General features: G+C 48.5%; 16 protein-coding genes. 1 reads left to right on the top strand and 15 read right to left on the bottom strand.

The features are described from left to right. Positions 1–9: 9 nt before the first annotated feature. The 7 genes from ABEW73_RS11195 to ABEW73_RS11225 form a co-directional block, all read right to left on the bottom strand. A complete protein-coding gene (locus ABEW73_RS11195; protein WP_098743039.1) occupies positions 10–642 on the bottom strand; it encodes a DUF1405 domain-containing protein in 633 nt (210 codons plus the stop codon). Positions 643–782: 140 nt separating this feature from the next. Continuing rightward, the gene (locus ABEW73_RS11200; RefSeq protein ID WP_430171801.1) at positions 783–1670 is read right to left on the bottom strand and encodes a c-type cytochrome; all 888 of its coding nucleotides are present in this window, start codon (positions 1668–1670) and stop codon (positions 783–785) included. A gap of 21 nt (positions 1671–1691) precedes the next feature. Beyond that, a complete protein-coding gene (qcrB, locus tag ABEW73_RS11205; RefSeq protein ID WP_006209500.1) occupies positions 1692–2363 on the bottom strand; it encodes a menaquinol-cytochrome c reductase cytochrome b subunit in 672 nt (223 codons plus the stop codon). Between the two features lie 15 nt (positions 2364–2378). Continuing rightward, complete coding sequence (locus ABEW73_RS11210; RefSeq protein WP_015734548.1) at positions 2379–2924, bottom strand: ubiquinol-cytochrome c reductase iron-sulfur subunit; 546 nt, start codon at positions 2922–2924, stop codon at positions 2379–2381. A gap of 181 nt (positions 2925–3105) precedes the next feature. Continuing rightward, a complete protein-coding gene (locus ABEW73_RS11215; protein WP_430171800.1) occupies positions 3106–3531 on the bottom strand; it encodes a DUF2487 family protein in 426 nt (141 codons plus the stop codon). 103 nt (positions 3532–3634) lie between these two features. After that, positions 3635–3814 (bottom strand): IDEAL domain-containing protein, encoded by a 180-nt coding sequence (locus tag ABEW73_RS11220; protein ID WP_006209497.1) that lies wholly within the window; start codon positions 3812–3814, stop codon positions 3635–3637. Between the two features lie 113 nt (positions 3815–3927). After that, complete coding sequence (locus ABEW73_RS11225) at positions 3928–5079, bottom strand: hypothetical protein (RefSeq protein ID WP_430171798.1); 1152 nt, start codon at positions 5077–5079, stop codon at positions 3928–3930. A 365-nt stretch (positions 5080–5444) separates the two neighbouring features. Here ABEW73_RS11225 and ABEW73_RS11230 point away from each other — a divergent pair, with 365 nt between their 5' ends. Next, the gene (locus ABEW73_RS11230; protein WP_430171796.1) at positions 5445–6203 is read left to right on the top strand and encodes a methyltransferase domain-containing protein; all 759 of its coding nucleotides are present in this window, start codon (positions 5445–5447) and stop codon (positions 6201–6203) included. A 303-nt stretch (positions 6204–6506) separates the two neighbouring features. Here the strand turns inward: ABEW73_RS11230 and ABEW73_RS11235 are convergent, their stop codons facing one another. The 8 genes from ABEW73_RS11235 to ABEW73_RS11270 all read right to left on the bottom strand — a co-directional run bounded on the left by ABEW73_RS11235 (position 6507) and on the right by ABEW73_RS11270 (position 13678). Beyond that, complete coding sequence (locus tag ABEW73_RS11235) at positions 6507–7094, bottom strand: histidine phosphatase family protein (RefSeq protein WP_430171794.1); 588 nt, start codon at positions 7092–7094, stop codon at positions 6507–6509. A gap of 28 nt (positions 7095–7122) precedes the next feature. Continuing rightward, positions 7123–7728, bottom strand: coding sequence for an anti-sigma factor family protein (locus ABEW73_RS11240; protein ID WP_430171792.1), 606 nt, complete (start codon positions 7726–7728; stop codon positions 7123–7125). After that, positions 7725–8318, bottom strand: coding sequence for an RNA polymerase sigma factor (locus tag ABEW73_RS11245; protein WP_076321323.1), 594 nt, complete (start codon positions 8316–8318; stop codon positions 7725–7727). The genes ABEW73_RS11240 and ABEW73_RS11245 overlap by 4 nt, the downstream gene beginning before the upstream one ends. Positions 8319–8728: 410 nt before the next feature. After that, the gene (locus tag ABEW73_RS11250) at positions 8729–9817 is read right to left on the bottom strand and encodes a prephenate dehydrogenase (RefSeq protein WP_430171237.1); all 1089 of its coding nucleotides are present in this window, start codon (positions 9815–9817) and stop codon (positions 8729–8731) included. 55 nt (positions 9818–9872) lie between these two features. Beyond that, positions 9873–10970 carry a histidinol-phosphate transaminase gene (gene hisC / locus ABEW73_RS11255; protein ID WP_430170561.1) on the bottom strand — a complete coding sequence of 366 codons (1098 nt, stop codon included), beginning with the start codon at positions 10968–10970 and terminating at the stop codon, positions 9873–9875. Positions 10971–11010: 40 nt separating this feature from the next. Next, on the bottom strand, positions 11011–11817 hold the full coding sequence (trpA, locus tag ABEW73_RS11260; protein ID WP_430170562.1) for a tryptophan synthase subunit alpha: 807 nt from the start codon (positions 11815–11817) through the stop codon (positions 11011–11013). Beyond that, positions 11814–13010 (bottom strand): tryptophan synthase subunit beta, encoded by a 1197-nt coding sequence (trpB, locus tag ABEW73_RS11265; protein WP_430170564.1) that lies wholly within the window; start codon positions 13008–13010, stop codon positions 11814–11816. The genes trpA and trpB overlap by 4 nt, the downstream gene beginning before the upstream one ends. Then, positions 13007–13678 (bottom strand): phosphoribosylanthranilate isomerase, encoded by a 672-nt coding sequence (locus ABEW73_RS11270; protein WP_430170566.1) that lies wholly within the window; start codon positions 13676–13678, stop codon positions 13007–13009. Before ABEW73_RS11270 ends, trpB begins: the two co-directional genes overlap by 4 nt. Positions 13679–13737: the final 59 nt, after the last annotated feature.

Genomic DNA, 13737 nt, shown 5'->3' on the forward strand with positions numbered 1-13737 from the left:
CCTAAACGGCTAACGTTGTTTGGAATTCCCATATTTCATGAAGATCCAGCCGGCGAAACCGCTGAAAAGAGTCAAAAGATAAGTAAACAGCTCGACCGCTGATAGGTCGTCATACAACTGACCCGGCAGCCAAGGAAATACGCCGTACGTATAATCTACGGTGTCATTCAGCAGTGTCCAGGCAATCGCCCCGGTGAGCGCTGTCCAGCGATAATGAAACAATCGTACGAACAATAGCGCTTCCACCGCCATCGCCGTATGCGAAGCGACGAGCATCCAATCCTGCCATCCCAGCACATCCCCTTGGGCTTGTCCGGCAAATATGATGGCAACAGCCCATATCCCATACTTTACTGATGTCACGACCGCCAGCGCCTCAATGAATTGCTGAAACAAGGAGCCCCCAAGCCCACGAGGCGGGTAGAGGAGCAGCAGAAGCGCCAAACTGAAGAATAAACTGGCCGTCGGGCTGTCCGGTACGAATATAACCTGCCATAACAAGCCATGATCCACCGTATCGACCATTTGCCCCCCGTACCATATGTATCCATAGATCGTTCCAAGGATGTTGCAGATGAGCAGCAGCCAGAGAATCGATCGCTTGCTTAGAAATTCCCGGCTCCAAAAATACGAAATCGACAAACTCCGTCCTCCTGTCCTGTGCCTTGTATTCTTACTTTTACGACTAATGCCGATTATACCTAAACCGCACATATATTTCATCTATGTACAACATTTAAAAAAGAACCTGACCGCATTGCGGTCAGGTTCTTTTATTTATCTTACTCTGCAGCTGCTTCTGCCTTTTGGCTTGCGAGCCAATCAGCCAACTGATCGAGTTGTTCTTCGGTGACACCAGCCGCAAGCGCCGTGTCTTTCATAGCCGGCATGCCGCCTTTGCCATTTGCAATAATAGCCACGATCTCTTCTTTCGTGTGGGTATCCCCAACACCGCGAAGCGATGGTCCGGATGCCCCTTTCAAATCTGCAGCATGACAAGAGATACAGGTAGCTGTTTTAAAGGTTTCCATCGCAGGATTATCCTTATCAACGATCGCTACAACACTGTCTTCAGCCTGCTTGCCACTAGTCGTTGGTAGACCAGCTGCATGCTTCTCTTCCGCCTCTTCTTCACGCTGGATATGCTCAGGCTTCTGTCCAGTCGCTTCCAGCTCATGCGCATAGTGCGTCCATGCTGAATTCGTCAGATAGATGACTGCAAACAACGACAGAATCATAAGGGCCGAAGTAATAGGGCGCTTGTAGAAGCGTCGCTCTTTCCCCGTATCAAGGAAAGGAACCAGGAGCAATGCGCCAAAGGCAACGCCCGAAACACCAAGAGTACCCAGTACTACATAATCACCGGAAGCGTATGGAAGCTTCAGGTATTCATACAGGAACAGGAAGTACCAGTCCGGCATCGGGATTACAGAAGCTCCCGGATCCGCCGGATAACCGAGCGGAGCCGGCTCCGAGATGGTCAGCACAAGAAAACCGACCAGTACAACTACACCAACCATCCATTCCTTCAACAAGAAGTTAGGAATGAACGCTTCTGATTTGCCGGGATAAGCGGTGTAATCCGGCGGCGTAACCCAACCGCTGCCTTTTTTCACACGCGAATCGCCGACATAAACTACTTTCTCATCAGATTTATGACCATGTGCCATAAATATGCGCCTCCCTTCTTCTTATAGTGGACCGGAAATACCTTGTCTGCGGATCATGATAAAGTGTCCTACCAATAGAGCAAGAAGGACAGCCGGAAGGAAGAATACGTGAATCGCGAAGAAACGCGTCAGCGTTTCGGCACCTACGATCGTACCGCCTTGCAGCAATTCTTTAATGATAGGTCCAAGCCAAGGTACGGAGTTCGCAATCTCCAATGTAACTTTTGTAGCGAAATAAGCTTTGTTATCCCATGGCAGCAGGTAACCTGTCAAACCAAGACCGAGCATAACAAAGAAAATGAGCATACCAACGACCCAGTTCATTTCACGCGGCGCTTTGTAAGAGCCTGTGAAGAACACGCGCATCGTATGCAGGAACATCATCACGATTACCAAGCTGGCGCCCCAGTGATGCATGCCGCGGACAATTTGTCCGAAGGCAACCTGTGTTTGCAGGTACTCAACACTGTTGTAAGCGTTTATGATATCCGGTACATAATACATCGTCAGGAACATCCCCGACAGAATCTGGATGACTGTGATAAAAAACGTCAAGCCGCCGAAACAGTACACAAACGCGGAGAAATGATGCGCCGGGTTTACGTGTTCCGGTACCTCGTGATCTGCAACGTCTCTCCAAATCGGCGTGATATCGAGACGTTCATCAATCCAGTTGTAGACATTCTTCAACATCTGAATCTACGCCTCCTATTTAACTACGGTATTTGGCACGATGGCGCCGAGGTAAATCCAGCCGTTCTCGATTTTCGTCTCGTACTGGTCAAGCGGCTTCGGCGCGACTGCCAGGTTCTTACCGTCCGGTGTATAACGCGCACCGTGGCAAGGGCAGTGGTATTCATCAGGGAAATTTTTGTTGTTATTCCATCCAACAAGGCATCCCAAATGCTTACAAATCGGTGAAAGCGCTACAATTTCACCCTGATCGTTCTTACGAATCCACGCCGTCAAAGTAGCTGTACTGTTGTACCAGCCGTCCTGCTGTTTGAGCTCAAAATGGAATTCCTGTGGATCGTTGGTAATTTTGCTCTCTTCCGCGACCTTTACAAAAGACCCTTCTTCTTTATTTTGAAGAATCGGATCAACGGCAAAGCGAAGCATTGGCAAAACTACTCCAGCAGCCATATAAGCTGTGGCACCGCCCAACGTGTATGTAAGAAATTGTCTGCGGGACATCTCTTTCTGTCGGGGTGGATTGTGCGATTCTTCATGCTCGTCATTGTGGTTGCTGCTCATTCTGTGTTCAACCCCCTTTGTCAACCGTTCTTAAGTGTCATCAATGATTAAAATCACACGACTTACTAGGACATACTAATAATATCTTAGGCACCCAAGACCGTCAAGAATTTGAACCCCAAATTTGGGTTCGCTTCCAATAGCCCTTTCATAAATTGTTGGTTTTTTGTCACATTTGAACTCAGCTTTCCTGCTGCCACATTTCACTGATTTGCCCGGAAACGATGGCTGACAGGGGGATGCCATCATTGCCTTCCAACCTGCGCCGAGACAGTACAAGCGTGCTTTCAGGTACATCCTCTTTAGAGAGCTCAGCATCCGCTGTCATAATAACAACAAATTTAAACCCGATGGATTTGACATTGTGACAAACTTCATTTAGAAGCTTTATATCTTCAGTATTTCCATATTGTACAGCAGGATATGTAACCAATCTTCCCTTAAACGGTATTTCTGCCAAATCCATAAAATCCCGCAGCCGTTCAAGCGCAGCTGTAGCCTCCCATGGCGTTTCCAAACCCGATAATCCGGTAAACGGAATCAGGCACGTATCCAAAAAAGGTTTAAGTTCCGGCCAAGTCTGCTCGTCTACTTCACTAAATTTCATGCAAGGTACATCCTTTCTTCTCACTCATCATCATTTTGTTATCATTATACGAGTGGAAGGACGGGTAAAGCAAAAAAAAGAAGAAATGCGATAAAGCATTTCTTCAATTCAAAGTCCTCAGTTCATCCGTCAGGTTTCGGAAAGCCACTTCGTCGCCGGAAGCCAGCGCTTCATCAATTTCTTTGTACAGCTCTTCACTCCGATGCTTGCGCAATGCTTCGTCCCACACCATTTCGGCCGCCAGACCTAACATAACCTCGTAAGTAACCTTCATCTTATCCATTAGGATGCACCTCCAAACTAAATTTTGCGTATACCTTATATTCTTTCCCTTTAAATACTTTACTTTCAAAAATTTTTACGGCTGCTGCGAATGAATGTAACCAAACAACCATGCTAGAGGATCAGATCATTCGAATCGCTGATATGTATGCCGGCTTCCGCGGCTTTCAAGCCAAGGGCGGTCATTTTGTACGAAGTTCCCATGCTCTGACTCTCTCCTATTCTGAGCATCCCCAAATGCATCAGCATGCGGATAATCCGCTGCTCCAAAATATTTTGCGGACTGTCATAATAGAAAGGACGGATTAGCCAGCCCAGCGATTCGTAAAGAGAGGCTGCAGTAACCCAATCTCTTGCGCATAGACTGATCCAATATACAAGAGAAGAGATATTGGGAATTGCGCCTTTATAAAGTCTTAACCAAAAGCGGAATATCTGTATCACGCTAACTTGATTTCCTTCCTCCATAAGCGCAGCTCCGTTTTCGGTGAGGATCAACCGGGCGTTGTTTTCCCTGATCCATTTTTTGGCGTAAGCATAATCGTACAGCAGCGCAAACCGATCGGGATATTCAATGCAGGAGCGGCCATACCCGAACCGCCATGCTCCCTTGGTAATGGGCGGCTCCGTTATATGCAGCGTACTCATGAGCTGCTGCTGATTTCGCCTATACATAAATCCTTCCTGATTCAACTCGATATCATGTCTGCCGACATATTTAAGAATCAGCATGAGATCTTCTGCGGCTAGTCCCTGCTCATCCCGGTACACTTCCGGGTCATCACTTAATCGCTGCAGATTTTGATGAAGCCGTTCACGCAGCACGTCACGAAACCGCTCCTTCAAATCCGAAGGCACTTGAAACAAATACTTGGTGGAATGGGTAAAGCCGTTAAACAACCAGCCGCTTCTACGATAACGTGCGACCGCCTCACGCGGGCTTTCCGTTTTGGCGGCGGCAGCTTTCTTGTTTGAAGAAGCTTGATCATCTTTCTCCTCCAATTCCGCCGCATGCCGGATCGCAGCCGTCAATTCTTCCAGACTGTAGCCTGTTCGAGTGTCAAAAGCCAGGTTGTTCAGAAAACGCAAATCGCTTGGTGACAAGCTGCTGACCTGCTCCTCGAAAAACTCTCTGCGTCCGAGCTTGGACAGAATACTCTGGATCAGTTCGTGCTTTGAATTCCGCTTAGCGTCACAATCATAGTGATTCGCTATATTGCTAAGCTGTCCAATATCGGCATATGTGAGCATATCCGCTAGATTCATCTTCCATCGCCTCGCCGTTTTACAACCATTATGGGAAGGTTTGGGACATTTGATACCTGATACGCTTCGGTTTAACGAAATATTTTTTTATTTTTTTGTATATAGAAATGACTATGCTCTCTTATTAAATGATAGAATACTTACTAATTGTTGCAGAGAATTCGCTTATAATGTATTACATCTAAATCAAATGAAAAACCGCTTTATATGAAGGTAATTATTCAATCACTACAGGAGGAATAAAATCATGAGAACTCCAGAACATGAGATATAACTAGGTGCAAATCAAATTCGAGGGCCTCCCTTAAGAGCTTTTTATAAAAATGAAAGAACCATTTATTATAAAAGCTTGGAGGTTATGTGAAATGATAAAAGATGCAGAATTTATGGCCTTTATTCAAGATATGGATCAACATTTTTCAGGATGGGACTTCTCGCGAATTACAGCTTCAGGCCGCATGCAGTCCCATGCTCTCCCCTGGTCTTTGGGCAGCATGGTGATCCCGTTTATGCGAGATGCCTCTGCGATGCTGGATATGGGTACGGGCGGAGGAGAGTTCTTATCCTCCCTCCAGCCACTGCCGGAAACGGTCTTTGCAACCGAAGGGTATAAACCAAACGTACCGATTGCACAGCAAAAACTTGAACCGCTTGGCGTAAAGGTTGTCTATTTTGAAGAGGATTTCTCACTTCCGTTGCAGGATCATTTTTTTGATCTGATCATCAATCAGCATGAATCCTATTCCGTGGCGGAAATCAAAAGAATTCTTAACGATCATGGCGTGTTTGTAACCCAGCAATGCGGAGGAACCGACTGTTATGGCATCAACGAGTGGTTTGGCGTTCCCTTGAATGAAGAGTTCGCTCATTGGAATCTGGGAACCGCTGTTCAAGAACTGCAGGAGCACGGTTTCAACGTCACCTTCAGCCGGGAGGACTTTTCACCACAGCGGTTTTACGACATCGGTGCACTGATCTATTACCTACAGGCGATCCCTTGGCAGATTCCTGATTTTACAGTGGAACGCTACCTTGAGCCTTTATATCAGATTCATCAGGTTATCCGAACGAAGGGTTACTTCGAGGTACAGCAGCATCGGTTTATTTTAATAGCAGAAGCGTAAAAATCATTCTATATAAGTTGAACTAAAGATTCTCAGCCCGAGCATCACTACGAATACGGATTATTCTTCCGATCGCTGTTGCCCCCAGATTTCTATCAATCCATTAAAAATGGTTGAAATCCGGGTGCAGTATATGCTTCCGATGCGAGCTTTCCTTTGGAAAGCTTTCGGGCGACCGCTACCGCTTCTCCAGAATAATTCCGCCTTCTCCGTTGAGGTTCTTCTTTTCATTAGTTCAATCTGCATAGAAACAATAAAAGAGGGCCTTCCCGCGGGAAGGCCCTTACTCTATGAAGCTCCATGTTACGACTGTTTTGTCAACAGATGCTTGGTACAGTTAAACAGCAAGGGCGACCAGTCATCATCTTTCCTCTCCAGGACGGTGAGCGACAGATTTCCGATCCGTTCGCTCAGGACGCCGCGGCACACCAGCTTGTATAGCTGCGCTAAAAAACCACCATGACTGACAACCAGAATATTGGCATCCGGGTGTTTATGCCACATATCATCCAGAAAGACAAGCCCCCTGGATTGAAGCTCGAGATCCGTCTCCTGTCCCAAATCCAACAGATGCCAATCGGCACCAAACCGGGATTCACGCTCTTCCGCTGTCATTCCTTCCACCTGACCGTACTTGCGCTCGCGCAAACGGTTATCCGGTGGCATCAATGGAATGTTCAGCATGGACGAGATGATCTTTGCTGTTTCCTCAGCACGGGAGAGCCCGCTGCTAACCGCAAAGTCCCATCGGTAAGGCTCCTGCAGAAGTCTTTCCCCAAGCAAACGCGCTTGACGACGACCTTCCTCATTCAGTGGAATGTCCGTTTGCCCTTGGATTTTGCCTAACGCGTTCCAATCCGTCAATCCATGACGAACCAAACCGATTTGCATGCCGCCTCTCCTCCATCCTAACCACTTTTTATCTTCTGACCCGATTTAATTTCTTCAGGAAAAACATGGCGAATCCGATGCCCAATAGGGATAGTATCATCCAATATTCTGGCTGGGTCGGGCTCATATCAACCACAAAAGGATCAATAATGCCGCTGTTGGTTTTCGGAATGTTATAATCGTCCTGAGTGTTCAGGGTTTGGGCCGTGTCAGCCACCCCTGTAGGGATTATCCCTGTCGTTACCGCTTCCGGAACCGGCTTCGGCGGCTGGTTGCCGGTCGCTGCAAAATAAACGAAGCTGCATACAAACAGAGCCAAAAAACCGGCAATCATCAGTGTCAGCCGTTTGCGGAACACTCGGCTTACCGCCCGACTCTTAGACGTTTCCTCCACCAGCCATGGGAAATCACGATAAATGCGGTCCATCACGTTGCGGTTGATCTGTTCAGCGTCCATGTCGGGGATCTCATGCTCCAGAACATGAACCATGTTCTGGCTTTCCACCCACATTTCGTACTCCGCTGCACATGAGCTGCAGGTTTGAACATGTGCGATCAGCCGTTGTCGCCGCAGATCATTGTCCGGCAAATCCCAGACAGTTTCCATCAGCTCTTGGGCTTCATCGCAAGTCATCTATTCTTCATCCCTCTCAGATCCTCAAAAACCGGCTCATAAAAATAGGGTTCGAGCTGAATTTTGACACTGCCGCGAGCTCTGAACAACAACGACTTAACCGAACTGACGCTTTGACCTAAAATATCTGCGATTTCCTGATAATCCAGTTGATCATACTCCCGAAGAATCAGCGCCGATCGCTGTTTCTCCGGTAAATTATTTATTGCTTCCCTTACCATATGTACTCGTTCACTGCGTAGTATGGCCTGCTCCGGAGCAACTTCCATCGGAGCCACTGGCACGACCCCGCTCTCCTCCAGCGGCAATGTGCCGCTTCGATGCTTGCGCAATTCGCTGAGCACGGTGTTGCGGGCAATGGTATAGAGCCAGGTCGAGAAGGATGCATCCACTTCCCGGAATGAGTGCAAGCTCCGGAATGCCTTATAAAATGTTTCCGAACATAAGTCTTCAGCCATAAGCTCCATGTGCGAACTTTTTAACATATGATAGACAAATGCTAATATTTTTCTCTGATAACGCCGCATTAATTCGGAATAAAGTTCGGTGTTGCCTTGCTTAATTTCTTGGATTAGTTGGGAATCCGTCATATGATTTTTCGTTCCTCCTTCACCATCCGGTGCCTCTTCCCTGTCCAATACATCTCCACAGATGCAATGATCAAGGATTTGTGCAAAAGTACCGTCAAACCATATATAGTTACGCCTCAAGATGTCTGACTATTCTATGTATTTGGCAATTTCCCCAAATCTTCTACACTAGCACTCTAGCATTATAGCACATCTTGGAGAAAAGTTCAGGTTTGTGGCAGTAGATTTGCCATGGATAGGAAAAAAGGCAAAAAAAATCCGCCTTCAATATTGAAGGCGGTTGCACACAGTGCAATATTTTGGATAGGAGTGGAGAGAAACCATACTGTACTTTTATTATATGTATACGTTTTCATTTTGTCAACACTGAAAACGCATTTATTTCCGGTTGTTTAAAAACAACCGGAAAATTACTGGTACACCGAGTGTCCTTGCGACAGCAATAGCTCTTTAGCCCGCTCCTGCTCGATTTCATTGCGGAAGGAAAGCCGCATCACGCCCGGCACATCTTCCCGACTCTCGATAATCTGCATGTTGCTGAGGTTGATGCTGTTTGTCCCCAAATCCGTCGCTATGCGGCCGATGATACCCGGATGGTCAGGCACGTCCAGATACAGATCGTATTGGGATACAATCATCCCCTTCCGTCGCTCTGGGAGCACGCTGCGGAATTCCCCCGCTCTGCGGAAGGCCTCTTCAATAGCAGCCCCGTCCTTCGACTCCAGCATATCCATGAATCGCTGGATGCCTTCGTTCCAGTCTCGTAACAGCGGCAGCATGACATTGCGATTATTTAATAGAATGTCCCGCCAAACGACCGGGTCGCTGGAAGCGATACGGGTAATATCCCGAAAGCCGCCTGCAGCCAGCGTACGGTATAACGGATTATCGTCATTGTAGGAGCTGATCTGGTTCACCAAAGCCACTGCGATCACATGAGGCAGATGACTGATGGCCCCGACAATCTCATCGTGCAGTCTCGGCTCCACCTTTACAATGTGTGCACGCGTATACGACAGAAGCTCTACAAGTACGTCCAGCTTCTCCTGAGGGACTTCATCCGGCGGAGTAAGCACATAATATGCATTCTCGAATAATACGGTGGAAGCAGCGCCTACACCGGATCTTTCCGAGCCGGCCATCGGATGTCCTCCGATAAAATAGGCATCCTTAAGCGCAAGTTGGGATGCGCATTCGGCAATACTCGCTTTGGTACTGCCTACATCCGTAATAATGCATCCCGGTTTAAGCCGCATTTCACTCAGACGTTTTATGTACATCTCGAGACTTCCTACCGGAACACACAAAAATATGATGTCCGCGTCCTGGGCAGCTTCTTCTACCGAAAGCGTAACCTTATCGACAACTCTCTTGGCGATAATCTGGTCGGCATACTCTTGCGTGTGGGCATAACCGGTTACGGTTATGCCTGGTTTTCCTTTGAAGTTTAATGCTAACGAACCGCCGATCAAGCCAACGCCGAATATAGAAATTTGCATGGTCATGTTCTCTCTCTCACTCGTTTCTAGCTGCGATTATTGTTATGTCATTAGATTAGGCTGGAGCATTCACTTCTTGAAGCACTTGTTCCAATGCGCCGATGAAAGCCTTGTTCTGTTCTTCAGAGCCAACGGTTACGCGAATGTAGTTCGGGTAAACTTCAAATCCCGGACGTACGATAATGCCTTTACTTAGCAGGGACTTGAACACTTCGGTGCCCGGTTTCTTCACATCTACCATGATGAAGTTCCCGTTCGCAGGGAAATAGGATAATCCAAGACGATCAAACTCCCGCTGGACATAAGTGATTCCCTCGGCATTCAATTGACGGCAATTAGCTACGAACTCCTGATCTTTCAGGGCTGCCTTCGCCGCCACTTGGGCCAGGCGTCCTGTATTAAACGGCTCACGCACTCGGTTAATCAAGGAGATAACCTCAGGTTGCCCGATGCCGTAGCCGATGCGAAGGGCAGCCAGGCCGTATATTTTGGAGAACGTACGCAGGATAACCAGATTTGGATAACGTTCCATTAACTTGATGCTGGCCGGATACGAAGCGTCCGTTACATATTCAAAATATGCTTCATCAAGAACAACCATCACGTGAGCAGGGACTTCATCCAGGAAAGATACCAACTCGCTTTCGGAAACGATGGTTCCTGTCGGATTATTCGGATTGCAAACCCAAATGATTTTGGTTTTGTCCGTAACGGCTTTGGCCATGCCGGGCAGATCATGCTTCCCGTTAACCAGAGGTACCTCCATGCTTGTCGCGCCTTCAATATCCGCATTCGTTTTATACACCGAGAAGGTCTGATCGGCCATAATGGTTTCGTCTCCCGGCTCCAGGAACGCCCGAATAATGAGGGCGATGATTTCATCGGATCCGCATCCGAAAATAATCTGATTGCGTTCAATACCCAGCTGGTCAGCAAGCTCCGCCGTTAAATCGGCTGCACTTCCATCCGGATACAGGCTGAGCGTACCGAGCTCAGCGGTAATCGCTTCGGTTGCGCGCGGTGAGCAGCCATACGGATTCTCGTTGGAGGCCAATTTAATGACAACTTCCAGGCCTAATTCTTTTTTGACTTCTTCGATGGGCTTCCCGGGTTGATATACAGGAAGATTAACAATTTGCGCTTTTGGTTTCATACGATATTCGCCTCACCTTTCATAACTGCTATGGACAACACTAACCTTTTAATTGTGCCACAAACTCCCTGATTTGCAAAAGTCCCTGCTGTCTTGTCTCTTCCTTCTCAAGAAGAGGAATCGTCGATTCGATCTGACGCACGATGGCACTGCCGACAACGACGCCGTCGCAGATTTCCGAGAATCTGGCAACCTGTTCCCCGGACGAAATGCCAAAACCAATCGCGATGGGCACGTTGCTGTACTGCTTCACCGTTTCAAGGAATGATTCCACTCCCGAATAAAAATCGGTGCGCTCGCCTGTCACACCAAGCGAGGATACGCAATATACAAAGCCGGTCGCTTCCGAAGCGATGTTCGCAATCCGTTCATGGGAGGTAGGTGCCACCAGTGGAATCAGATGAACGTCCGCCGTATGAGCCCGTTTCCGAATCTCTTCGGATTCTTCCACCGGCAGATCCGGAATGATCAGCCCGCTGATATCATGCCTTACCACTTCTTCAAAGAAAACATCCAGTCCGGTCTGCAGAACCGGATTGTAATAGGTAAACAGAATGAACGGCAGCTTGCTGCCCCGTTCTCTCGCCAGGCGCGCAGTCTCCATGCAAGTGCGAATGGTCACCTTGCTCTTCAGGGCGCGCTCGGAAGCACGCTGGATGACTGGGCCATCGGCGAGGGGATCAGAATAAGGAACACCGAGTTCGATAATATCGGCTCCTGCAATTTCAAGCTCATGAATGATATCCAGCGTTGATTTCACGTCCGGATCCCCAACGGTCAGATATGGAATCAAGGCCGTCTTGTTTTGTTGTTTCAACGACGCAAAGGTCTGGTCAATTCGGTTCATTCGGTTTTCCCTCCCGTGTAAGCCATGATGGACTCCACGTCCTTGTCACCGCGACCGGACAAATTAATGACGACGATATCGTCTTCGGTCCACGCAGACGCCATTTTTACTGCTTGCGCTACGGCATGCGCGGATTCCAGCGCAGGAATAATGCCTTCCGTGCGGCATAGCAGCTGCAAAGCATCCAATGCCTCTTGATCGGTTATAGGCACATACTGCACACGCTCAATATCTTTTAAGTAGGAGTGCTCTGGTCCAACGCCGGGATAATCAAGGCCGGCAGAAATGGAATGCGCCTCCTGAACCTGTCCATACTCATCCTGAAGCAAATAACTCATCGATCCCTGGAATACGCCTTGGGTTCCCTTGGACATGGTAGCCGCATGAAAATCGGTATCTACCCCTTTGCCAGCCGCTTCGACACCGATCAAACCGACTTCCTTATCTTCCAGGAACGGGTAGAACATGCCGATCGCATTGCTCCCTCCACCGATTGGTGCAAGAATCACGTTGGGCAGTCTTCCTTCCGTCTCCAGAATCTGCCTGCGGGTCTCGTCACCGATAATCCGCTGGAAGTTCCGCACCATCATCGGATACGGATGCGGACCTACTGCGGAGCCAAGTACATAGAAGGTATCCTCAACGTTGCTGACCCAGTAGCGAAGCGCCTCGTTGCCGGCATCTTTCAGCGTTCGGCTTCCCGACGTCACCGGAATCACTTCGGCTCCAAGCATTTTCATGCGGAATACATTCAACTGCTGCCGCTTGGTATCCTCTTCGCCCATGAACACCTTGCATTCGAGACCGAGCAGAGCGGCTACGGTTGCAGTTGCTACGCCATGCTGTCCGGCGCCCGTTTCGGCAATGACCTTGCCTTTGCCCATGCGCTTGGCTAACACGCCTTGCGCAATGGCGTTGTTGATTTTGTGCGCGCCAGTATGATTCAAATCCTCGCGCTTCAGGTAAATTTTAGCCTTGCCGAGATGTGTACTGAGCCGCTCTGCATAATATAGCGGCGTTTCCCGTCCGGAATACTGTTTCAGCAAATAGGCAATCTCCTCTTTGAAAGCAGGGTCCTCCGAAAATCGGTTATATTCTTGCTCAAGCTCTATTAAAGCGTTCATCAGTGTCTCCGGTACGAACCGGCCACCAAACACGCCGAAACGTCCATTACGGTCAGGAAGCTGTGTCATTTCCCCTTCACCCTTTCTACGAATGCAATCACTTTGTTTATGTCCTTCACGCCAGGTTCGCTCTCAACGCCGCTGGATACATCCACGCCGTACGGAGCGTATTGACCTATTAAATGCGATACATTATCCGAATCCAATCCGCCGGCCACAAACAAGGGGATGCCTTGCCGTTTCGCCCACTGCTGGTAAGGCGGGATGAGATCCCAGGCAAATGTCTTGCCAGACCCCCCGCCATACACCGGATCGTACGTGTCGATCAGCAATCCGTCGATGCCGCCCGCATACGGATCCAGTGCTGACAGACGTTCCGCTTCCGGGCGGTCACTCTCGATCGATACCGCCTTAAAAACGGAAACCGGGAAGCGCTTCTTCACTTCCCGGCAAAATTGCGGCGATTCCTGCCCATGCAGCTGCACGACATCGAGCGCTGCTTCTCGTAGAAGCTCTTCCAGCTCATTCAAATCAGGGTTAACCAAGACGCCGACAGCGGCGGGAATCTTGTCATGATCCCATTCCCGCAATACTTGCATAAGCTGCGCAGCCTGCTGCGGAGATACCTTCCGCCGGCTCTTGGCAAATACGAATCCGATATAATCCACAGGTAAGTTTATCATAGATTTTAGCACTTCAACGCTTTGAAGTCCACATATTTTTAGCGCCGTACTCATCACTTAATATCCCCTTTATTCTATATGTGCGTGTTCAAAAAGGTCGGTTTTCAGCACCG

This window comes from Paenibacillus lautus (genome assembly GCF_050482385.1).
GTDB lineage: Bacteria > Bacillota > Bacilli > Paenibacillales > Paenibacillaceae > Paenibacillus_AQ > Paenibacillus_AQ lautus_B.

Coding starts and splice junctions, on each gene's coding strand:
- ABEW73_RS11245 (WP_076321323.1), bottom strand. CDS start 8,318: ATGACGGATTCCCAACTAATCCAAGAAATTAAGCAAGGCAACACCGAA.
- ABEW73_RS11210 (WP_015734548.1), bottom strand. CDS start 2,924: ATGAGCAGCAACCACAATGACGAGCATGAAGAATCGCACAATCCACCC.
- hisC (WP_430170561.1), bottom strand. CDS start 10,970: ATGAAACCAAAAGCGCAAATTGTTAATCTTCCTGTATATCAACCCGGG.
- ABEW73_RS11270 (WP_430170566.1), bottom strand. CDS start 13,678: ATGAGTACGGCGCTAAAAATATGTGGACTTCAAAGCGTTGAAGTGCTA.
- qcrB (WP_006209500.1), bottom strand. CDS start 2,363: ATGTTGAAGAATGTCTACAACTGGATTGATGAACGTCTCGATATCACG.
- trpB (WP_430170564.1), bottom strand. CDS start 13,010: ATGACACAGCTTCCTGACCGTAATGGACGTTTCGGCGTGTTTGGTGGC.
- ABEW73_RS11230 (WP_430171796.1), top strand. CDS start 5,445: ATGATAAAAGATGCAGAATTTATGGCCTTTATTCAAGATATGGATCAA.
- ABEW73_RS11200 (WP_430171801.1), bottom strand. CDS start 1,670: ATGGCACATGGTCATAAATCTGATGAGAAAGTAGTTTATGTCGGCGAT.
- ABEW73_RS11235 (WP_430171794.1), bottom strand. CDS start 7,094: ATGCAAATCGGTTTGGTTCGTCATGGATTGACGGATTGGAACGCGTTA.
- trpA (WP_430170562.1), bottom strand. CDS start 11,817: ATGAACCGAATTGACCAGACCTTTGCGTCGTTGAAACAACAAAACAAG.
- ABEW73_RS11240 (WP_430171792.1), bottom strand. CDS start 7,728: ATGACTTGCGATGAAGCCCAAGAGCTGATGGAAACTGTCTGGGATTTG.
- ABEW73_RS11250 (WP_430171237.1), bottom strand. CDS start 9,817: ATGCAAATTTCTATATTCGGCGTTGGCTTGATCGGCGGTTCGTTAGCA.
- ABEW73_RS11220 (WP_006209497.1), bottom strand. CDS start 3,814: ATGGATAAGATGAAGGTTACTTACGAGGTTATGTTAGGTCTGGCGGCC.
- ABEW73_RS11215 (WP_430171800.1), bottom strand. CDS start 3,531: ATGAAATTTAGTGAAGTAGACGAGCAGACTTGGCCGGAACTTAAACCT.
- ABEW73_RS11225 (WP_430171798.1), bottom strand. CDS start 5,079: ATGAATCTAGCGGATATGCTCACATATGCCGATATTGGACAGCTTAGC.